Annotated in this window: 21 protein-coding genes; 6 read left to right on the top strand and 15 right to left on the bottom strand. The window is 60.6% G+C overall.

The window, feature by feature from the left end:
• Positions 1-19: 19 nt before the first annotated feature.
• The 3 genes from INR99_RS15365 to INR99_RS15355 form a co-directional block, all read right to left on the bottom strand.
• Positions 20-1261 carry a uracil-xanthine permease family protein gene (locus INR99_RS15365; RefSeq protein WP_194117260.1) on the bottom strand — a complete coding sequence of 414 codons (1242 nt, stop codon included), beginning with the start codon at positions 1259-1261 and terminating at the stop codon, positions 20-22.
• 145 nt (positions 1262-1406) lie between these two features.
• Positions 1407-2033, bottom strand: a complete 627-nt coding sequence (gene upp, locus INR99_RS15360) for a uracil phosphoribosyltransferase (protein WP_194117259.1) — start codon at positions 2031-2033, stop codon at positions 1407-1409.
• Positions 2034-2202: 169 nt separating this feature from the next.
• Positions 2203-3858, bottom strand: a complete 1656-nt coding sequence (locus INR99_RS15355) for an FAD-dependent oxidoreductase (protein WP_228098363.1) — start codon at positions 3856-3858, stop codon at positions 2203-2205.
• 128 nt (positions 3859-3986) lie between these two features.
• Between INR99_RS15355 and INR99_RS15350 the strand changes: the two genes are divergently transcribed.
• The 3 genes from INR99_RS15350 (at position 3987) to INR99_RS15340 (ending at position 6761) form a co-directional block, all read left to right on the top strand.
• The gene (locus tag INR99_RS15350) at positions 3987-4289 is read left to right on the top strand and encodes an HU family DNA-binding protein (protein ID WP_194117258.1); all 303 of its coding nucleotides are present in this window, start codon (positions 3987-3989) and stop codon (positions 4287-4289) included.
• 105 nt (positions 4290-4394) lie between these two features.
• Complete coding sequence (locus INR99_RS15345; RefSeq protein ID WP_194117257.1) at positions 4395-5468, top strand: nuclear transport factor 2 family protein; 1074 nt, start codon at positions 4395-4397, stop codon at positions 5466-5468.
• A gap of 24 nt (positions 5469-5492) precedes the next feature.
• Positions 5493-6761, top strand: a complete 1269-nt coding sequence (locus INR99_RS15340; protein WP_194117256.1) for a L,D-transpeptidase family protein — start codon at positions 5493-5495, stop codon at positions 6759-6761.
• Between the two features lie 242 nt (positions 6762-7003).
• Here the strand turns inward: INR99_RS15340 and INR99_RS15335 are convergent, their stop codons facing one another.
• Both INR99_RS15335 and INR99_RS15330 read right to left on the bottom strand, forming a co-directional pair.
• Entirely contained in the window at positions 7004-7192 is a 189-nt protein-coding gene (locus INR99_RS15335; protein ID WP_194117255.1) for a hypothetical protein, read from the bottom strand.
• Positions 7193-7203: 11 nt separating this feature from the next.
• On the bottom strand, positions 7204-8412 hold the full coding sequence (locus tag INR99_RS15330; protein ID WP_194117254.1) for an RtcB family protein: 1209 nt from the start codon (positions 8410-8412) through the stop codon (positions 7204-7206).
• Between the two features lie 576 nt (positions 8413-8988).
• Here INR99_RS15330 and INR99_RS15325 point away from each other — a divergent pair.
• The 3 genes from INR99_RS15325 to INR99_RS17740 all read left to right on the top strand — a co-directional run bounded on the left by INR99_RS15325 (position 8989) and on the right by INR99_RS17740 (position 13047).
• Positions 8989-10605 carry an MFS transporter gene (locus INR99_RS15325; protein ID WP_228098362.1) on the top strand — a complete coding sequence of 539 codons (1617 nt, stop codon included), beginning with the start codon at positions 8989-8991 and terminating at the stop codon, positions 10603-10605.
• A gap of 55 nt (positions 10606-10660) precedes the next feature.
• Complete coding sequence (locus INR99_RS15320) at positions 10661-11653, top strand: patatin-like phospholipase family protein (RefSeq protein WP_194117253.1); 993 nt, start codon at positions 10661-10663, stop codon at positions 11651-11653.
• A gap of 149 nt (positions 11654-11802) precedes the next feature.
• A complete protein-coding gene (locus tag INR99_RS17740; protein ID WP_265588351.1) occupies positions 11803-13047 on the top strand; it encodes a spherulation-specific family 4 protein in 1245 nt (414 codons plus the stop codon).
• Positions 13048-13102: 55 nt separating this feature from the next.
• On the opposite strand, the gene INR99_RS15310 is transcribed toward INR99_RS17740, so the two are convergent.
• From INR99_RS15310 to INR99_RS15265, 10 genes are all read right to left on the bottom strand, one after another.
• Positions 13103-13375: a (2Fe-2S) ferredoxin domain-containing protein gene (locus tag INR99_RS15310; RefSeq protein WP_194117252.1), complete on the bottom strand. Its 273-nt coding sequence runs from the start codon at positions 13373-13375 to the stop codon at positions 13103-13105.
• A gap of 106 nt (positions 13376-13481) precedes the next feature.
• Positions 13482-14045, bottom strand: coding sequence for an elongation factor P (efp, locus tag INR99_RS15305; RefSeq protein WP_194117251.1), 564 nt, complete (start codon positions 14043-14045; stop codon positions 13482-13484).
• Positions 14046-14102: 57 nt separating this feature from the next.
• Complete coding sequence (earP, locus tag INR99_RS15300) at positions 14103-15227, bottom strand: elongation factor P maturation arginine rhamnosyltransferase EarP (RefSeq protein ID WP_194117250.1); 1125 nt, start codon at positions 15225-15227, stop codon at positions 14103-14105.
• A 62-nt stretch (positions 15228-15289) separates the two neighbouring features.
• Positions 15290-15493 (bottom strand): DUF3460 family protein, encoded by a 204-nt coding sequence (locus INR99_RS15295; protein ID WP_194117249.1) that lies wholly within the window; start codon positions 15491-15493, stop codon positions 15290-15292.
• Positions 15494-15557: 64 nt separating this feature from the next.
• Complete coding sequence (gene hisC, locus INR99_RS15290; protein WP_194117248.1) at positions 15558-16661, bottom strand: histidinol-phosphate transaminase; 1104 nt, start codon at positions 16659-16661, stop codon at positions 15558-15560.
• A 73-nt stretch (positions 16662-16734) separates the two neighbouring features.
• A complete protein-coding gene (locus tag INR99_RS15285) occupies positions 16735-17322 on the bottom strand; it encodes an LOG family protein (protein ID WP_194117247.1) in 588 nt (195 codons plus the stop codon).
• A gap of 15 nt (positions 17323-17337) precedes the next feature.
• Complete coding sequence (gene pheA, locus INR99_RS15280) at positions 17338-18411, bottom strand: prephenate dehydratase (RefSeq protein ID WP_194117246.1); 1074 nt, start codon at positions 18409-18411, stop codon at positions 17338-17340.
• A gap of 54 nt (positions 18412-18465) precedes the next feature.
• Positions 18466-19548 (bottom strand): 3-phosphoserine/phosphohydroxythreonine transaminase, encoded by a 1083-nt coding sequence (gene serC / locus INR99_RS15275; RefSeq protein ID WP_265588350.1) that lies wholly within the window; start codon positions 19546-19548, stop codon positions 18466-18468.
• 74 nt (positions 19549-19622) lie between these two features.
• Positions 19623-20051 carry a PaaI family thioesterase gene (locus INR99_RS15270; protein ID WP_194117244.1) on the bottom strand — a complete coding sequence of 143 codons (429 nt, stop codon included), beginning with the start codon at positions 20049-20051 and terminating at the stop codon, positions 19623-19625.
• A complete protein-coding gene (locus INR99_RS15265) occupies positions 20048-20509 on the bottom strand; it encodes a PaaI family thioesterase (protein ID WP_194117243.1) in 462 nt (153 codons plus the stop codon). The genes INR99_RS15270 and INR99_RS15265 overlap by 4 nt, the downstream gene beginning before the upstream one ends.
• Between the last annotated feature and the right edge of the window lie 21 nt (positions 20510-20530).

Here is a 20530-nt window from a genome sequence, read left to right as displayed (position 1 = left end):
TATGAAATTGCACTGAAAATCAGATGTCCTGCCCCTCGACGATGCCATCGTGGTGGCGGTCCTGAGGCAATACCAGATTCAGGATGATCGCCAGCAAGCTGACCAGCCCGACGCCTGCCAGGCTGAAATTATCGATACGCAGCATCAGCCCGCCGATACCGCAAGTCAGCACCACCGACACGATCACCAGATTGCGCGGCGCCATCAGATCGACCTTGGCATCAATCAGGGTCTTCAGGCCGATCGACGCGATGGTGCCAAACAGCAGCACCATGATCCCGCCCATCACCGGCAGCGGGATGGATGCCAGCACGGCATTGAACTTGCCGAAGAAAGCCAGCACGATCGCCAGCACAGCGGCGTAGGTCATGATGACCGGATTGAAATTGCGGGTAATCATCAGCGCGCCGGTCACCTCGGCATAGGTCGTGATCGGCGGGCCGCCGATGGCGCCGGCAAAGCACACACCCAGCCCGTCACCAGTCAGGGTACGGTGCAACCCCGGCCTGGCCGTGTAATCCTGCCCCGAGACCTTCCCCACGGCCATGACGCCGCCAATGTGCTCGATGCACGGGGCGATTGCCACGGGCAACATGAACAGCGCAGCCCACCAGTTCACCTCGGGGGCGACAAAATGCGGCAGGGCAAACCACGGCGCGCTGGCGATCTTGCCAAAATCGACCACGCCAAAGAGGGTGGCCGCAATGTAGCCGACGACCACACCGGACAGAATCGGCACCAGCCGCAGCATCCCGCCAGCAAACACCGACACGACGATGGTCGTTGCCAGTGAAATGCCCGCCAGAACCAGCGAGGTACCATAGGGCACCAGCTGCTGCCCACCGCCTTGCCCCATGGCCATGCCGGAGGCGGCCACAGCCACGGACAAGCCAATCACCATGATCACCGGGCCGATCACCACCGGTGGCAGCAGGCGATTGATCAGCGCCATGCCGCGCCATTTAACGATGCCCGCCACGATGAAATACATGAAGCCAGCGGCAAACAGACCGAATTGCGTTGCGGCCACGCCCCAGGTCTGGATCGAGAAAATGATCGGGCCGATAAAGGCAAACGATGAACCGAGAAAAATCGGCACCTTGCGCCCCGTTACCAGCTGGAACATCAGCGTCCCGACTCCCGCCCCCAGCAAGGCCATCGCCGGGTTCAGCCCGGTCAACAGCGGCACCAGCACCAGCGCGCCAAACGCCACAAACAGGATCTGCGCCCCGGATATGGCCTGTTTCAGATAATGAAACATTGGACTCCCCTTCTACATGAACAACCTGTATACCCGCACACCGATATGCATGCAGGCTTTTATTCTCAATGACTAATACTCCATACCCCGACAAAAGTGCAGGGCGGACACGTAAAAGAAGGGGGAGCCATGCTCCCCCTGCCTGTCATTTGGTGCCAAAAATCTTGTCGCCGGCATCACCCAGTCCCGGAATGATGTAGCCGTGCTCATTCAGGTGCGAATCCAGCGATGCCGCCACGATCTCGACATCCGGGTGGGCGGTATTGACCAGCTTCACGCCCTCGGGAGCGGCGACCATCACGATGGCCTTGATTTGGGTGCAGCCCTTGCGCTTGAGCATGTCGATCGTTGCCACCAGCGATCCGCCGGTAGCCAGCATCGGATCAATGATCAGCGCCAGGCGGTCGTCCAGCGAACCGACCAGTTTCTCGAAATACGGCTCGGGTTGCAGCGTTTCCTCGTTGCGCGCCAGACCCACCACACTGATCTTGGCCGAGGGCACCAGATCAAGCACGCCATTGAGCATGCCGATGCCGGCACGCAGGATCGGCACCACCGTCAGCTTCTTGCCCTTCACCTTTTGCACCGTCACCTTGCCACACCAGCCATCGATTTCGACCGGCTCCAGCGGGAGATCGCGCGTCGCCTCGTAAGCCAGCAGACGAGCCAGTTCCTCGGTCAGCAGGCGGAATTTGTTGGTGCTGACATCGGCTTCGCGCAGCAGTGCCAGCTTGTGCTGAATCAGAGGGTGATTAACGACGGTAATCTTCATGGCGGCTCCCGGTTGGCAAACTCCTCCATTGTAGGCTTACCGCGCAAGGATGCCATTGCCGAAACCGGCAGGTGTGGCAGCCTCTGCAGTCAATGCGCCAAATTTCACGCATGCATGCGTGCAACACATAAACACCCCGGCATATTTCTGCTCTTAATCCACGCGAGCACTACTGCATCTGCTGCCACATGCTCCAGGTCTTGTATCCCCCGTTGAGACTACGCACCTGATAACCCTGCTGCGCAAGAAAGCGCTGGGCAATGTAACCGCGCAGGCCGACCTGGCAGTAAACAATCACGGGCAGCCCCTTAGGCAGGTGCGGCAGTAGCCGCCGCAACTCAGACAGGGGCAGATTGCGTGCGCCGGGCAGCATCCCTGCCATGATTTCTTCCGGCTCGCGCACATCGATGATTTGCACCCCTTGCGCTGCCGCAACGGCAATCTCTTCGGGCTGCGCGATGGCCAGCAGGCCTTCCTGCAGATTCTGTGCGGCCATTCCGGCCAGATTGACGACATCCTTGGCCGAGCCATACGGCGGCGCGTAGGACAATTCCATTTCGGCCAGATCATCGACAGTCAATCCAGCCTGCAGCGCAACGGCCAGCACGTCGATACGCTTGTCCACGCCCTTCTCGCCGACAGCCTGCGCCCCCAGCAAGCGGCCGGAATCAGGAGCAAACAGGATTTTCAGGCTGACGGGGGTTGCGCCCGGATAATACCCGGCATGGTCCCCGGCATGCAGATAGAGCTTGCGATAGGCAATACCGGCAGCCTGCAGTGCCTTTTCATTCAGCCCGGTACTGGCCGCGGTCTGCTCGAATACCTTGCAGATGGCAGTGCCCTGGCTACCTCGATAGTGGCTGCTGCGCCCGAAGACCGTGTCGGCGGCAATCCGGCCTTGCCGGTTCGCCGGACCGGCCAGCGGCAGCAATACGGGCTTGCCGTCGACCACGTGACGAACCTCGACCACATCCCCTACAGCGTATATGGCTGAATCTGATGTTCTCTGCTGGTTATCGACCAATACCCCGCCAGTGATACCAATATCCAGCCCGGCAGCACGTGCCAGTGCCGATTCGGGACGAACACCAATTGCCAGCACGATGAGATCGCTGCTGATCACCTTGCCTGATTCGAGGTGTAATTGCAGCGCGCCCCCGGTCGTGACCTGCTGCAGACTTTCTCCCAAAAACAGACTGACACCATGCGCCTTGAGCGTCGCCGAAAGTGGCGCAGTCATTTCAGCATCCAGCGGCGCAAGTACTTGCGGACCGCGCTCAATCAGATGCACCTGTACGCCACGATGACGCAAGGCCTCGACCGTTTCCAGCCCGATGAACCCCGCCCCGACGACGCTGACGGTTTTGATCTCTGGCGTCAGCGCTGCCATCAAGCGGTCCAGATCAGGGATATTGCGCAACGTAAACACGCGACTGTCGTCCAGCCCCGCCAGCGGCGGACGGATGGGCGCCGCGCCGGGCGCCAGAATCAGGGCGTCATAGGGCTCGGCGTATGTTTCACCGGTCTGGCGGTTATGCACGGCCACCGTCTTGCTCGTGCGATCGATGGCCTGCACTTCGCTATTCACCCGTACATCGATGCCGAAGCGGGCGCTCAGCGACTCTGGCGTATGCAATAGCAGGGCATCGCGCTCGGCAATCTCCCCGCCCAGGTGATAGGGCAGACCGCAATTGGCGAAGGACACATACGGGCCACGCTCGAACACGATGATTTCCGCGGACTCACTCAGTCGGCGCGCCCGTGCGGCAGCGGATGCACCGCCTGCGACACCACCAACAATCAGGATTTTCTGCACAGTACTCATACCCATCACCTCGCCACTTCGCATTCGAATGCAATCAATATATTATATTTATTTATATATTGTAAAGCAGTATAATTGACAAAGATGTCAGCAAGGCGCAGATTCGGCGCAAACACAGGGGTTACTCCATGAATAAACGCGACCTGATCGAAGCCGTCCGCCTGATTGCCGCCCTGGAAAATCCGGACATCGACCGCAAAACCGTCACTCTGATTTTTGATGCCCTCGCCGAGGTCGGCACTGCCACCCTCAAGGGCGGCGGCGAGCTGCCACTACCGGGATTGGGCAAACTGGCCGTTCAGCAGCGGGCAGCACGCATGGGACGCAACCCGCGCACCGGCGAGCCAGTAACTATTCCGGCCAAGCGGACATTGAAATACACGCCACTGAAAAATCTGAAAGACGAGCTGACACCTGCCGACAAGCAATAGCCACAGACACAACAGGCCAAAGCAGCCAAACATGACAGCCGCGCCAGCGCGCAGCAGTTTTGGTAAAATCGCGCCACTTCTGAACCACCCCGACCGGATTTGCCCATGCTGCGCATGCGTTTACTGTTCGCATCCCTCGCCCTGATCAGCGCCGCCCCCGTTTTTGCCGGCGATGCCGAAGACATCCAGCAACTGCTAAGGGCCAAGCAGTATCCGCAAGCACTGGAACGCGCCGACAAGGCGCTGGCAGGCAATCCGAAAGATGTCCAGTTGCGCTTTCTGCGCGGCCTGGCACTGACCGAAAGCGGTCGCATCGATGAAGCCATCAAGGCCTTCACCCAGATTGCCGAAGAAAACCCGGGGTTGCCCGAGCCGTACAACAATCTGGCCGTGCTCTACGCCCAGCAGAATCAGCTCGACAAAGCGCGAGCCGCACTGCAGATGGCCATCCAGACCAACCCCAGCTACGCGATTGCCCACGAAAACCTTGGCGACCTGTACGCCCGCCTAGCCTCGCAGTCGTATGACAAGGCCCTGCAACTGGAAGCCGGCAACGCCAAAGTGCAGACCAAGCTGACGCTGGTACACGAGCTCTTCAGCCGCAACCCGCAACTCGCGCCACGCAATGCCACGCCGACACGAGTAGCCGCAGTCATTACGCCGAAACCGGCAGCAACGCCAGCGCCCACCAAAGTCGCCACGCCCGCTCCGACTCCGGTACCGACCGCCACCAAAGCGCCAACGCCACAACCCACGGCAACCAAGTCCCCGACCCCGGCGGTAACACCGACGGCCAAACCGACCGAGCAACCCAAGCAGGTCGCAGCGGATCGCGGTAATGATCGCCAGAAAGTGGCCAGCAGCCTGAACCGTTGGGCGGCAGCATGGTCGAAGCAGAATGCGGACGGCTATCTTGCCAGCTACAGCAAGAACTTCCGCACGCCCAAGGGTCAGAAATATGGCGACTGGGCCACTGAACGCCGTGACCGCATCACCGCACCGAAGCACATCGAGGTGACCCTGAGCGAGCCGGACATCGAATTCGTGAACGAAACCACCGCCAAGGTCAAACTGCGCCAGACATACAAGTCTGACCGCCTGAGCTCGACCACAGGCAAGGTCATCATCCTCGAACGCAGCGGCGACAGCTGGCTGATCGTCGAAGAGCGAACCAACTAATCCGGATTAGCAGGAAAACAAGCGTTGTATACCCGTTGGTTCAAACGGCTGACCATTCTCGTGCTGCTGCTGGTGATTGCACCGGCAGCACGCCCGATTTTCAGCGACAGCATGCCGACCTCGCTGCTCATCGAGCGCAAGGGCAAGGCAGCCCCCGGCACACCCGAACAGCGCATTCTGGCTGCAATCGATGCCATTCGCGCCGGACAGATCGCCGATGCCACCGCCACGGTGGAAGCGCTGCTGCTCGAGCAACCGAATTACCGCCTCGCACATCTGCTGCGCGGAGACCTGTACGCCATGCGCGCCATGGCCATCCGGGGCATTGGTGGCGGACTGGATAACAAGGAAGTCGCCGCACAGCTGGAAGACCTGCGCCAGGAAGCCTTCCAGCGCAACCAGCATCGCCTGAATCCGCCGCACGTCAACAAGCTGCCGGGCAATCTGCTGGTCTTTGCTCCGGAAATGAAACACGCCATTCTGGTAGACACCCGGGCATCGCGCATTTACATCTATGCCAATGACAATGGCACGCCGAAGTACGTCACCGACTTCTATGCCACCATCGGCAAACTCGGTTTCGACAAGTACAAGGAAGGAGACCAGCGTACCCCGCTGGGCGTCTACTTCGTCACCAGCCACCTGCCCCGCGAACAGCTCGACAAGACCTACGGCGACAAGGCCGATCTGTATGGCGTCGGCGCCTGGCCCCTCTCCTACCCCAACGAACTGGATCGCTCGCAAGGCCGCACCGGACACGGCATCTGGCTGCACGGCGTACCGGAAGCGACCTACGCCCGGGCCCCGCTCGCCTCGAATGGCTGCGTTGCGATGGCCAACCCGGAAATGCAGAAGATCGCCGAATACCTCCAGCTGGGCAAAACCGCGGTCGTCATCGCCCCTGGGGTTCAGTGGCTCACTCAGGACGATTGGGCAAAGCAACGTGACCGGGCGATGGAAACCGTCGAGGGCTGGCGCCACGCCTGGGCCGAACGCCAGACCAGCCGCTACCTCAACTATTATTCCGACCAGTTCCGCAGCGACGACGGTCAGAATCTGCGCACGTGGAGCGAACAGAAAGCCTCGGTAAACAACAGCAAGGACTGGGTCGATATCGAACTCAAGGATCTGAGCATCTTTGCTGCCGGCGAAAACGGCAGTCAGCTGGTCAGCAGCTTCGAGCAGGATTACCGCAGCAACAACCTGGAAAACCGCATGAAAAAACGCCTTTACTGGCAACGTGACGGTCAGGGCTGGCGAATCGTCTGGGAAGGCGCGAGCAACGCTGGATAAATAACACACATTTGCACTTGACCTGAACACTGCGCAGGTTACATCGCTTAGAACAGCACAATCTGAGCCCCCCCCAAACAGACTCACCGCGGCAATCACTGAATAATACAAATCAGGTAGGCATGATCATGCTCACCTGATGGGTACAGGCAACAACGCCCGCAATCGCGGGCGTTGTATTTTGAGGGGTATGCACACCAAGGCTATGAAAATTAACAGCCATAGCTACATACCCACCATCATCATTTTTGCAGACGCTCGCGCGCCGACTGGCGCCCGCCCTGCAGCGAGTCGTCTTCCAGCTCCTCAAGCGCACACTGCCGCAGCTGCTGCCTGGCACTGCGACGCTGCGCGCGTTCGCTTTGCTCGTGCGCGCCGGCGCTGCGCTGGCGGGCGGCCAGTGCGTAGGGGTTGCGGGGTTTGAATTGCATGTTCCCTCCCCTCAGCCTTTCACGCACAGCACTTGCTTGAGCGTGTGCACTACTTCGACCAGATCGGTCTGGTGCGCCATCACTGCGTCGATGTCCTTGTACGCGGCCGGGATCTCGTCAACCACGCCACCGTCCTTGCGACACTCGACACCCTCGGTCTGGCTCGCCAGATCGAAGCGGTTGAAGCGCCGTTTCGCCTCGGTGCGGCTCATTTTCCGCCCCGCGCCGTGGCTGCACGAGCAGAACGACTCGGCGTTGCCCAGACCGCGCACGATGTAGCTCTTCGCCCCCATGCTGCCGGGAATGATGCCGAGCTGCCCGGCGTGCGCGGCAATTGCGCCCTTGCGAGTGATGAAGAGATCGGCATCGAAGTGCCTTTCGCGCGCCACATAGTTATGGTGGCAGTTGATCGCTTCGTCGGTCAGCGTGAATGCCGGCAGATGCGGGCGGATGGCATCAACCACCCGCCGCATCATTTCGCGGCGGTTGACCAGCGCGTAGTCCTGCGCCCATTCGACGGCGTCGACGTAATCGTCGAACAGTGCCGAGCCGGCGGCGAAATACGCCAGATCCTTATCCGGCAGGTGCTGCTGGTGACGCCGCATGTCCTTCTGCGCCGCTGAAATAAAGTAACGGCCGATGACATTGCCGGTGCCGCGGCTGCCCGAGTGCAGCATGATCCACACCCGCTGTTCCTCGTCGAGGCACAGCTCGATGAAGTGGTTGCCGCCGCCCAGCGTGCCGATCTGGCAGATCCAGGTCTGGGCAAACTGGCGCTGCATTTTCATCAGCCCCGGGTGCTTACCGACCAGCACATCCAGTCGGTCATTCAGCGGTCTTGCCACGCGCTGCATCGCGCCGCCACGCACCTTGCTCCAGTCATGCTGGTTAAAGCCCACCGGCACCTCGGCCTCGATGGCAGAGCGGATGCGCAGCAGGTTGTCGGGCAGATCGCTGGCGGTGAGCGACGTGCGCACGGCGTTCATGCCGCAGCCGATGTCGACACCGACGGCAGCGGGAATGATGGCGTCGCGGGTCGGGATCACCGAACCAACGGTGGCACCAATGCCCAGATGCACGTCCGGCATCGCGGCAATGTGGCCGTGCACAATGGGCAGTTGCGCGGTGTTGAGCAGTTGATTGAGGGCATCGGGGGCGATGTCGTCGGTCCAGATCTTGACCGGCACGCGCCCCTTGTTGAGTTGTTGTACGACTGGCATACAGATGAATCCTGTAAAAAAACAAAAAGCCCCGGATTTGCTCGGAACCACCGCCGATGGGGATTCGCGAAAACCGGGGCTGGGCAGACTTGGGGTCTGCGGCAGGAGCCCGGCGTGCCAGTCACGCCGAACTCCGGGGGATTCGGGTGCTGTGCTAGCGGGTGTTCGTCTCGAACGGGGTCACGGCTTTCTCCTTCTCAAATACGCGAGGCGACTCGCGTGACAATTGCACACGGCCCGAAGGCCACCAGGGCAGACCCGAAAGGCCTGCGAAGCGCGCATCGTGGCGCTGCGCCACGATCCTGTCAAACCAGCCCTGGCATGGCTGTGGCTCACACGCGACAACATCGGCAAGCCCTCCTAAACATACCCATTACCCCATGCAACCAAACCTACTTCATAACAAGGGCCTCAAGCACATACCCGACAGCACGCTAGAAATCTGCGCGTATCGCCCAGCTCGGTGATCGCGCCAGCTCCAGCCTCTGCCGCGTCCGCCACCTGCCGCAATTGCCAAGCGCCCGTCCCTTCCCTAGCATGAGCGCCCGGCTCTGCATTTCCTACAGGATTTCCCGCATGCTCTGGCAATGGTTTGATCGCAACATTCTCTCGCTTGGTCGCGACATGCAGCTTTCCTACCTGCCGCCATTGCTGGTGTATCTGGCCTTCGGCATCCAGGGGCTGACCGGGATTGTTGGCACTTTCTATGTGAAAGAACACCTGGGGCTCTCCGCCGAATTTCTCGCCGCACTGGGCTTTTGGGCCGGGCTGCCGTTTGCGCTGAAGATGCCACTGGGGCATCTGGTCGACCTGCTGTGGCGCTTCAAGAGCGGGCTGATCTATCTGGGGGCGGCGCTGCTGGCGGCCAGCCTGCTGATCATGGCCGGACTGATCGGCAATCCGCAGCAGATGGCACAGTTCATGAGCGTGAACGCATGGTTTGTGCTCTCGACACTGCTGCTGCCGATCGGTTTCGTACTGCAGGATGCGGTTGCCGATGCGATGACGGTTGAGGCCGTACCACGCCATCTTCCGGACGGTACGCTGCTCGCCGAAAATGACATCAAGCGCATGCACACCACCATGCAAACACTGGGGCGGGTGGCTGTCATTGGCGGCTCGGTGCTGGTCGCCGGGGTGAATGTCTGGCTGTTTGCCGATGCGGAAACGCTCGCGGATACTGCCAAGACCGCGCTCTACCAGCAGGTCTACCTGATGGCGCTGGTTATTCCGCTGGTCTCGGTCAGCGGCGTGCTGCTCAATGGCTGGCTGCAGCGCCGCCGGCTGGCCGCACATCGCGCGCATGGCCTGAGCGATGCCGAGGCACAGTCACTATTGAATCATCAGGACGGCGACGTCCGGGCAAACTGGTGGATTCTGGGTGGCAGCCTGGTGTTTGTCACCTTCACGCTGCTGATGGGGCTGACGGAGCTGCGCTACGGCCAGGAAGCGGTGTTCGCCGGCTCGATGGTCATCGTGCTGTTTCTGATGGGGCGACTGCTGCGCGAGCTGGATGGGCCCGCACGCGCCACGCTACTGGGCACCGCACTGGTGATTTTCATGTTCCGCGCCACGCCATCGGCAGGGCCGGGCGTAACCTGGTGGATGATCGACGAGCTGCGCTTCGATCAATCTTTCCTCTCGGAGCTGTCATTGATCAGCAGCGCGCTGACGCTGGCTGGTATGTTTCTGTTCCGCCGCTTCATGGCCGAGCGCCCGCTGTATGTCGTGGTTGCCTTCCTGACCATCGCCGGCACCATCCTGTCGCTGCCCGTACTGGGCATGAGCTACGGTTTGCACCACTGGACGGCAGTACACAGCGGCGGCGTGGTCGACGCCCGCTTCATTGCCGTCATCGATACGGCGCTGGAATCCCCGCTGGGGCAGATTTCGATGATTCCGATGCTGGCCTGGATCGCCAACTCCGCGCCCAACCACCTCAAGGCAACCTTCTTCGCCGTGATGGCCTCGTTCACCAATCTGGCGCTCTCGGCGGCCCAGCTGGGCACCAAATACCTGAACCAGCTTTTCGTGCTCAGCCGCGAAGTGAAAGACCCGGCCACCAAGGCCATCGTCACCGCAGCCAATTACGCGGAGCTGAGCCCGCTACTGCTTACCATCGGGCTACTGGGTATCCTGATGCCGGGGGCCGCACTGCTGCTGGCATGGAAGCTGAAACTCAAAAGTGCCTAGGCAATCCCCCTGCAATTCCTGATATTCTGCTGACACTATCTCTTGGAGATTCGTCATGCCGGATATCGCATTGCTGTTGCAAGGGGGCGGCGCACTAGGCGCCTATGAACTGGGCGTGCTGCGCCACATGCAGGAGAAAGACCTGCTGCCAGTCAGCATGGTTGCAGGGATTTCCATCGGTTCGGTCAACACCGCCGTGCTGGTGGGCTCCCGCAATCCCGATCCGGTCGCTGCGCTGGACGAGCTATGGCGCAAACTCACCGTTCCCGACCTGCCCTTCGCCCCGCAATTCGTTGAAGAAAACCTCGCGCTGTGGGGCAACCGCCACATGTCGCGGCTGCGTACCGATTTCTGGAATGCCGGCAGCTGGACCTCGGTCTATTCCGCCGAGCCACTACGCGAGCTGCTGCACGAGCTGGTCGACTTCGACAAGCTGAACAATTCGGACACCATCGTCCAGCTCTCCGCCGTGCAAATCGAAAGCGGCGAGATCACCACCTTCAGCAACCGCAACGGCCAGCGCATTACCGCCGACCATGTGATCGCCTCGCTCTCGATCCCGCCCATGTTCCCGCCTGTGGAAATCGATGGCTATCACTACTGGGACGGCGGGCTGTTCGACAACGCGCCGCTGGGCGCGATGATCAACGGCCTGCCCGCCGACTCGGATGCGCGCTTCATCATCGTCAACCTCTTCCCGCTCAAGGGCCTGGTGCCGCAAAACCTGCAGCAGGTGCAGGACCGCATGACCGAGATCATCTTCTCCAACAAGGTGCTCGGCGACATGGAGCGCATGCAGGATCTCAACCAGATGGTTGAACTGTACGCCGCACTCGACCAGACCCTGCCGGCCAACTCGCCGATCCGCCAGCTGGCCGGCTTCAAGGACATCGAGCGCCTGCGCACACTGGAGGCCCCCGTCATCATTACCAACAACATGCCGGAAGCGCAAAGCGCCACGCTGGATTTCTCGCCACGCTCGATCGCTGCACGAATCAAGACTGGCTACCGCGATGCGGTGGAGGCGCTGAAAGACTATTCGGCGTGAAATTGGCAGGCAACACATTGCGGAGAATCGCGCAGTGGTTTGGTACAGCATGAACATCCCCAGAGTTACGGTAGGCTAATCACCTCCACTGGCTATTCAATTCTGCGGGAGCTATAGTTCCTTGCCTGCTTCCTGGCTGGATAACAACAATGGCTACCTTGTTTGGCACTGAAAACAATGAAACCCTCCTCGGTAGCACTGCCGGGGACGTAATAATTGGCGGCCTTGCCGGAAATCTGTACACGCAAGCAGTGGCGCAACTTGCGAACCATGGCAATCACATCGCTGGATATGTCTACTCCAGCTACGGTGCCCGCTCGGCAGCTGAAATCAACCAGGACATCTGGTTAATGAAGCAAAGCTTCAGCAGCATGACCGCCGTATTCATTGATGAAGTGTCCGGAACAAGCAAAGATCTGGCAAATTACAAGACCGTGGTTAACTATGCACACAGCCTGGGACTCAAAGTCATCATGAACCCCGGCACGATGCCGCAGGATCATTCCTACATCGCGCTCGCCGATGTGATCGTGCTGGGCGAAAACAATAGCGATGTTTCTGCCAACATCACGGCCGGACGCAAGCTCGGGTATGCAGCCGAGCGAATTGCCGGGCTGGAGTACGGAATTGCCTCAGCAAATGTGCTTCCCGCGACGGCACAGCTATTTTCTGCCGGAGCCGGTTACGTCTATGTTACCGAGGATGGCGTTGCAGGCAGCAACCCTTGGGATACGCTATCACGCTGGTTCGAAAATGAGACGGCAGTGGCAGCCCGATATGGTGGCCAAATTCTATTGCCACTATATGCCTACCCCGATAATGCCATCTGGCAGCGAGTAGCTACGGCAGGCTCGACGATCACTGCGATTGTGAACCCTAATAACGGCCCTCTGACTGGAAACGATACGCTGCGCGGCGGCGCTGGAAATGACAAGCTGTACGGCTATGACGGGGCAGATATCTTGTATGGCGACGATGGCGCAGATCAGCTCATGGGCGGAGCGGGTGCTGATACGCTGTACGGCGGCAATGGCAATGATATTCTGCAGGGAGGAAGTGGCCGGGATATCCTCTCAGGCGGAACCGGCGCCGACCGCTTTATTTTCAGCATTACCGCCGAATCGGGGCCCGGCAGCACGCTACGCGATACGATCAGGGATTTCACTCGTGGACAGGACAAGATCGACCTGTCGGCAATCGACGCCAATGAAACCACCGTGAAAAATGATGCCTTTACAACCTTGATCAGCAGCGCCAGCCGCTTCACTGCGCCCGGACAGCTCAAACTGAGCAATGGCACCCTGTATGGCAATACGGATGGGGATGCCGCTGCCGAATTTTCAATCGCGCTGACCGGCATCTCAAAGCTGGCTTTGACAGATTTTTTGCTCTAAGCGCACAGCACATTTGGGCTCGCCCTTATCCACAGGATAATGCGCAGCCACACACTCACTCATCCAGCGCCACACGCACCGCATCCAGCCGCTCAAGAGTCACCTCGTGCAACAGCTCGCCACCGACAATCTTCACATTCGGCCCGCGCTCGCAGTCGCCAAGACAGCCGAGCGGAAAGACCTCAACGTCCCTGCCCTCGCCCGCAAGCCGCCCACGCAGCGCGGGCAACAGTTGCTCGCTGCCGCGGGCGGCGCACGAAGGCTGGCCGTCGAGGCGACGGTGGGTGCAAACGCCGATGCGGCGCAAGGAGTGGGCAGAGGTGCTCATGGTAGCAGCATAAAGAATCCGCGCAAAAACAAACAGCCCCGCACTGGCGGGGCTGTTTGCTGTGCAGCACGCGGCTGCGCGACACAAGCCTTGCGGCTTCTGGCACTTAGGCGCGCTTCTTGAATTCGCCGGTGCGAGTGTCGATTTCGATCTTGTCGCCGATTTCGATAAAAGCGGCTACCTGGATCTGGGTTTCGGTGCCTACCAGCTTGGCCGGCTTCATGACCTTGCCGGACGTGTCGCCACGTACGGCCGGCTCGGTGTATTCCACTTCGCGCACGATGGTGGTCGGCAGTTCAACGGAGATGGCCTTGCCTTCGTAGAAGGTCACTTCGCAGACATCGGTCATGCCGTCAACGATGAAGGCAGCGGTGTCGCCGAGGTTTTCAGCTTCGACTTCGTACTGGTTGTATTCGGTGTCCATGAATACGAACATCGGGTCAGCGAAGTAGGAGTAAGTGCATTCCTTCTTGTCCAGAACGACGACATCAAACTTGTCGTCGGCCTTGAACACGGCTTCGGATGCCGAATCGGTCAGCAGGTTCTTCATCTTCATCTTTACAACAGCGGCGTTACGGCCGGACTTGTTGTATTCGGTCTTTTGCACAACCAGCGGCTGGCCATCAACCATGATCACGTTACCAGCGCGGACTTCCTGAGCGGTCTTCATAATTACTGTGTTTCCTGTTACTGCAATCAAGCAGATTAGACGATAAAAAACGCGCGATTATACCTTGCAGCCGACGAAGCTGACCAGATTGCCCGCCAGATTTCCGTGTTGTGCCAGTTGCTTAGCCCAGCTGCGCGCGTGCAGCGCCAGATCCGGCTGGGCACGCAACCAGGTACGCCATACATCGCGATCCGCCGTTTCGCGGTTCCAGGCAGCCAGTGCGGCGGCCTGGGCGCTGGCGGCGTAGCTGGCGCAATCGGCCAGATAGCGAGCTTGCCAGGCGGCGAGTTTTTCCAGGTGCGTGTTTTCATCCTGCCGGTAGATGTGCCAGATCAGCGGCTTGCCAGCCCACTGCGCACGCACGAAACTATCCTCACCGCGCACGAAGTTGGCATCGCAACTCCACAGCAGCCGGTCGTAATCCGCCTGCGCGAGCATGGGCAGGGTGACAATCTGCAGGTTGTCCCGCTGCCAGACACTGCCGCAATCAATATACCCACCCACATATTCCGCCACGGATCTTGTGATCAATGAGTCAGGGACATATACCCTGCTTGTTTTATCATCCTCGACGAGTTCATCCAGCAGGGCCGGCAATGCGCGGTTGGGATAGGCAAACAGCGAGACATTCCGGCTGACGCGCTCATCAAACGGGGCAAAACGCGCCAGCAGCTTGCGGGAATCGGCCTGATGCCAGCGCTCGCGTTCATGCTGCGCAGCCTGCTCCTGCAGCAGGCCACCCGTACCGGCCGAAAACCCGGGGAAGAAGAAATACTTGTTCAGCCCCTGCCCCTGTGGCGATCCCAAGCCGTGACAGCCCTCGACCCAGTCCTCGGCACTCAGGTATTCCAGATTGAGCCAGCAGCGCGTTACCCCCGGCATCGCGGCGCGATAAGCGGCTGGCAGAGCACAGGCAAAGGCCTCGATCACCACCGGCGCAGGGAGCGTCTTGGTAAAGTCCTCCGCCCAGAGGCAAACCATCACGCCATCGAGAAACTGCTCCGCTGCGGCCGGATCCAGCTGCGGCGCAATCCGCGCAAAGCTGGCGAGGTCATCGACCCACAAGCGTACAGAGATGCCGTATTCGCCCGCCAGCTGGCGCGCCAGCCGCCAGCACACGCCGATGTCCCCGTAGTTGTCGACGACCTTGCAGAAAATGTCCCAGTTGCCTGCCGTAGTCACTGCCCCGCTCCTGCCATGAAAAAACCAGCCCGCAGGCTGGTTTGTCGTAGTCGCCCTTGCGCTTATTCCGGCTGGTAGGGATACGGCTTTTGCGCCACGTTGGACGCGCTGTTGCGCGCGCGCTCGTCCAGATCGATCGGCGCCTTGTCCCACAGCAGCGCACGGCCTTCAACCTGGCCGGCCGCGACATCCGGGTTGTCCTTCAGGAAACCGCGCATGAATTCGGTGTATTCGGAGACATAAGTGGTATTGGCAAACAGCGGCATGGCATCGCTCCAGTGATCGTTTGATTTTGCGGCGGATTATACCGGCAAATCCGCCGCTTGGGGCTTAGCCGGCCAGCGCCTCTTCCAGCACAGCGATAAAGCGGGCGTTTTCAGCTTCGGTACCGATGGATACCCGCAGGGTATTGGGCAGGTTGTAGCCACCCAGCGGGCGCACGATGACGCCACGCTCAAGCATGAAACGATTCATCAGCTGCGCATCGCCGACGTGGAAAGCAATGAAGTTGCCGTGGCTTTGGATAAAGGGCACTTCCAGCCGCTGGAAGGCTGCGACCAGTTGCATCATCCCGGCCTTGTTCACCGCCACCGTTTCACGCAGGAAGTCCAGATCATCCAGCGCAGCGGTGGCCGCAGCCAGCGCGAGGCTGTTCACATTGAAGGGCTGGCGCACGCGGTTGAGGAGGTCGGCGACTTCCGGACGGGCCAGTGCAAAACCGACGCGCAGGCCGGCCAGACCGTAGGCCTTGGAAAAGGTGCGCACCACGACCAGATTGGGGAACTGCTTGAGCCACAGAATGGAATCGCTGCGCTTCTCGGCAGGCAGGTATTCGGTATAGGCCTCGTCAAGTACGACCAGCACATTCGGCGGGCAGAGCTCGAGGAATTCCAGCAGGTCGCCCGGGCGTGCCAGCGTGCCGGTCGGATTGTTCGGGTTGGCGATCCAGACGATCTTGGTGTCCGGGCGGATGGCTTCGCGCATGGCGACCAGATCGTGGCCGTAATCGACGGCGCGCACCTGGATGCCGGTTGCGCCAACGGCCTGCACGGCCAGCGGGTACACGGCAAAGGCGTATTGCGAATACACCGAGCTATCGCCCGCCTGCAGAAAGGCGCGGGCAATCAGCTCGAGTACGTCATTCGAGCCATTGCCCAGCACGATCTGGTCCAGCCCCACGCCGAACTTGCTGGCGATCTTGCTCTTGAGCTCGAAGCCGTTGCCGTCCGGGTACAGCGCCAGTTCGTCCAGCGCCTTTTCAACCGCTGCACGCGCCTTGGGGCTCATGCCCAGCGGGTTTTCATTGGACGCCAGCTTGACGATACCGGCGGGGTCAAGATTCAGCTCGCGCGCGAGTTCGGAAGTCGGTTTGCCCGGCTGGTACGGCGCAATGGCGCGGATGTATTCGGGGGCGCGGTGGGTCAGTTCAGACATTGTTCTTCCATAATTAACAGGGTATATCGCCACAAACCTTTAAGGAAAATGGCTACGAAGCCATACCCAAGATTTAACTACGATCACGCAGGGCATCGTACTGCCATTCGCCGGCGTGCTGCGGGCGGGCGGCCAGCAGGTCGATCAGTGCGCCGATGTCGTCGGAAACCTGCACGGCTTCCAGTTCAGCCTCACGCACGAAGCCATCGGCGGCGACCTTGTTCAGAAACACCAGCAAGCCATCGTAATAGCCCTGGGTATTCAATAGACCAATCGGCTTGCCATGCAGGCCAATCTGCGCCCAGGTAAGAATTTCGAACAGCTCGTCGAAGGTGCCCAGCCCGCCGGGCAAGGCGATAAAGGCATCGGCCAGCTCGGCCATCTTGGCCTTGCGCGTGTGCATCGAATCGACCACGATCAGGTCGGTGCAGGCGGCATACGCCAGCTCGCGCAGGGCCATGAATTCCGGAATCACGCCGATGACTTCGCCACCGGCATCCAGAGCTCCTTTGGCAACCTCACCCATCAGGCCGACATTGCCGCCGCCATACACCAGCGTCAGCCCCCGTGCAGCAAGCTCGCGCCCCAGTGCTGCGGCCGCCTCGGCATAGATCGGGTCATTGCCTGTACGGGCCCCGCAGAAAACAGCTACCTTCTTCATGTCCGGAACTCCCTGTCAGATTACGGCGAGCGGATAGGCGCCCAGCACCTTCACGAATGCAGCAGTATTGCGCAGCTCGGCCAGTGCTGCCTGCAGCCTGGCTTCGTGGGCATGCCCTTCGACATCGACGAAGAACACGTATTCCCACAGGCCGGTGCGGCTGGGGCGTGATTCGAACTTGCTCATCGACACGCCGTTGCGCGCCAGCGGCTCGACCAGCTCGGCCAGCGCGCCGGGGCGATTCGGCGCGGAAATGACGAGCGACGTCTTGTCCTTGCCCGAAGGGACGGTCTCCTGATAGCCCAGCACCAGGAAGCGCGTGGTATTGTTCGGCTCGTCCTCGATATTCTGTGCCAGCTTCAACAGGCCGAACTTCTCGGCCGCCGCATCACCGGCAATCGCCGCGCACTCGGCATCCAGGCTCGCCAACCGGGCAGCTTCGGCATTGCTGGCCACCGACACGCGCTCGACATCGGCCGGCAGATTCTTGTTCAGCCATTCGTGGCATTGCGCCAGACTTTGCGCATGCGAATACACCCGCTTGATGCCGGCCAGCCCTTCGACCGAACGCAGCAGGTGATGGTGGATGCGCAGCACCACTTCGCCACAGATTTTCAGCGGGCTGGTCACCATCAGATCCAGCGTGCGACCGACCGCACCTTCGGTCGAGTTTTCCACCGGCGCCACCACATAATCGGCGCTGCGGGCTTCGACAGCGCGGAAGGCTTCATCGATCGACGCACAGGCCAATGTACTCGCGGCATGGCCGAAATGCTTGATCGCGGCGGCCTGGCTGAACGTCCCCTCGGGGCCAAGGAAGGCGATGGTCAGCGGCCGCTCCAGCGCCAGGCAGGCTGACATGATCTCGCGGAACAGTCGCGCGACGGTTTCATCGGGCAGCGGGCCTTCGTTGAGCTCCTTGATGCGCGTGAGCACCTGCGCTTCGCGCTCCGGGCGGTAGACAATGCCGCCCCCCTTGATTTCACCGATGGTGTGCGCATGCTTGGCGCGCTGGTTTAGCAGTTGCAGCACCTGCGCATCGATCGCATCGATGGCGTCGCGGTGTACTTTTAGCAAATCGTCACTCATGAGGGCATCCGGTAAAAACGGAAGAGGCCGCGACAGGGCGCGACCAGTGGATTCTTAGCCGTGGCGGCGGGCGAAATCGGCCATGTAGGCGACCAGTGCCTGCACACCCTCCAGCGGCATCGCGTTGTAGATCGAGGCGCGCATGCCGCCGACGCTACGGTGCCCCTTGAGCTGCACCAGCCCGGCGGCTTCTGCACCCTGCAGGAACTCGGCATCCAGTGCCGCATCCTTCAGCCAGAACGGCACGTTCATGCGCGAGCGGCAGGCACCGGAGACCGGCGCACGGTAAAACCCGCCCGAGCCGTCAATGGCGTCGTACACCAGCGCCGCCTTGGTAGCATTGTGCCGGGCCATGGCATCCAGGCCACCGTTCTTTTGCAGCCACTTGAAGACCAGGCCGGCGACATAGATGGCAAAACTCGGCGGCGTGTTGTAGAGCGAACTCGCGTCGGCGTGCGTCTTGTAGTTCAGCATGGTCGGGACCTCGGCACGCGCGTGGCCGATCAGGTCCTCGCGGATGATGGCAATGGTCATGCCTGACGGTCCGATGTTCTTCTGCGCGCCTGCATAGATCAAGCCATAGCGGCTGACATCCAGCGGCTGCGAGAGGATGTTCGAGGACATGTCGCAGATCAGGGGCACATCAGACTGGGGAATGAAGGGAAATTCGACGCCGCCGATGGTTTCATTCGAGCAGTAGTGCAGATACTTGGCATTGGCCGAGCGCTGCCAGCCCGCCTCATCGGGGACGTAGCTGAAATTGCGGTCTTCGCTGCTGGCGACGATGTTCACGTTCGCGTAGCGCTGCGCTTCCTTGATCGCAGTCTTCGACCAGCTGCCGGTATTCACGTAATCGACCGTGTCGCCGGGCTGGGTGAGGTTGAGCGGAATCATACCGAACTGGAAATGCGCACCGCCCTGCAGAAACAGCACCTTGTAATTTGCCGGGATGGCCAGCACCGCACGCAAATCGGCTTCGGCCTCGGTGATGATCTGGGTGAACTCCGGGCCGCGATGGCTCATTTCCATCACGGACATGCCGGAACCGTGCCAGTCGGTGAGCTCCTGCTGCACTTGCAGCAACACGTCACGGGGCAGTACGGCAGGGCCGGAGCTGAAATTGTATGTCGTCATCAAGGGCATCCCACGGGCAGAAAAAACAGACGCCGGCGCATTGCGGCTTACCCGTATTGTGCCGTTTTTCGGGGTATTCAGGCGAGCAGAAAATGCGCGCGCGCCTGCGCAATCGGTCGCGCGGGGTCATCCTGCCAGGCGCTCATCAGTACATTGGCGATGCGCTTGCCTTGCCGCACGATCTCGCAGCGTGCCCAGGTATCCTGTGGCCGTCCCGAGCGCAGGTAGTCGATGGAAAAATCGACCACCTTGGGCAACTCGGATGCTTCGCGGGCCCACAGCAGATGCATGACTGCCGAATTTTCCAGAAAACCGCCGATCACCCCGCCATGCAACGCCGGCAACTGGACATTGCCGATATTTGCCTCCTGGTAAGGCAATAGGAACAGCGGCTCACCGTCATCGCCGGCATGCGCCCGGATACCCAGCAGTGCCGCATAGGGAATGCGGGTCTGCAGCAGCAGATCCAGCTCGGCAATCGAATTCACCTGCCAGTGCGGACTCATAGCGCCCCCGCCACCGCTGCCGGCACCGGACTGCGCGCGAAGGTCGCCACACCATGCGCAATCGGCCGAGCCGGGTCATCCTGATAGGCCGTCGCCCGGGTAAAGGCAATATTGTCGGTCAGACGATAGCATTCCGCTTCGCAATACAGCGTGGCATCCGGACTGGCCGGACGAAGATAATCGATACGCAAATCAAGCGTTGCCACAGCCTCGACGGCATCCAGCAAGGTGTAGATCGAAGCCGCACTGCAGGTGTCGATCAGGCTGGTTACCACACCGCCATGCAGGATGCGCTTGAGCGGATTGCCAATCAGCTCCTCGCGAAACGGCAAACCCATCACCACCTTCCTGCGAGAGGCGGCCAGCAATTGCAGACCGAGAGTGCGGCTGTGCGGCATGGCCATGAACCACGGCGAGACACGCGCGAAAAATTCGGGATCACTGACCGGCAACCACATCGCCGCCTCCGGCAAAAGAAA

Source organism: Chitinilyticum piscinae (assembly GCF_015223195.1).
Classification (GTDB): Bacteria; Pseudomonadota; Gammaproteobacteria; order Burkholderiales; family Chitinibacteraceae; genus Chitinilyticum; species Chitinilyticum piscinae.
This window is presented reverse-complemented; position numbering and strand designations above follow the sequence as displayed.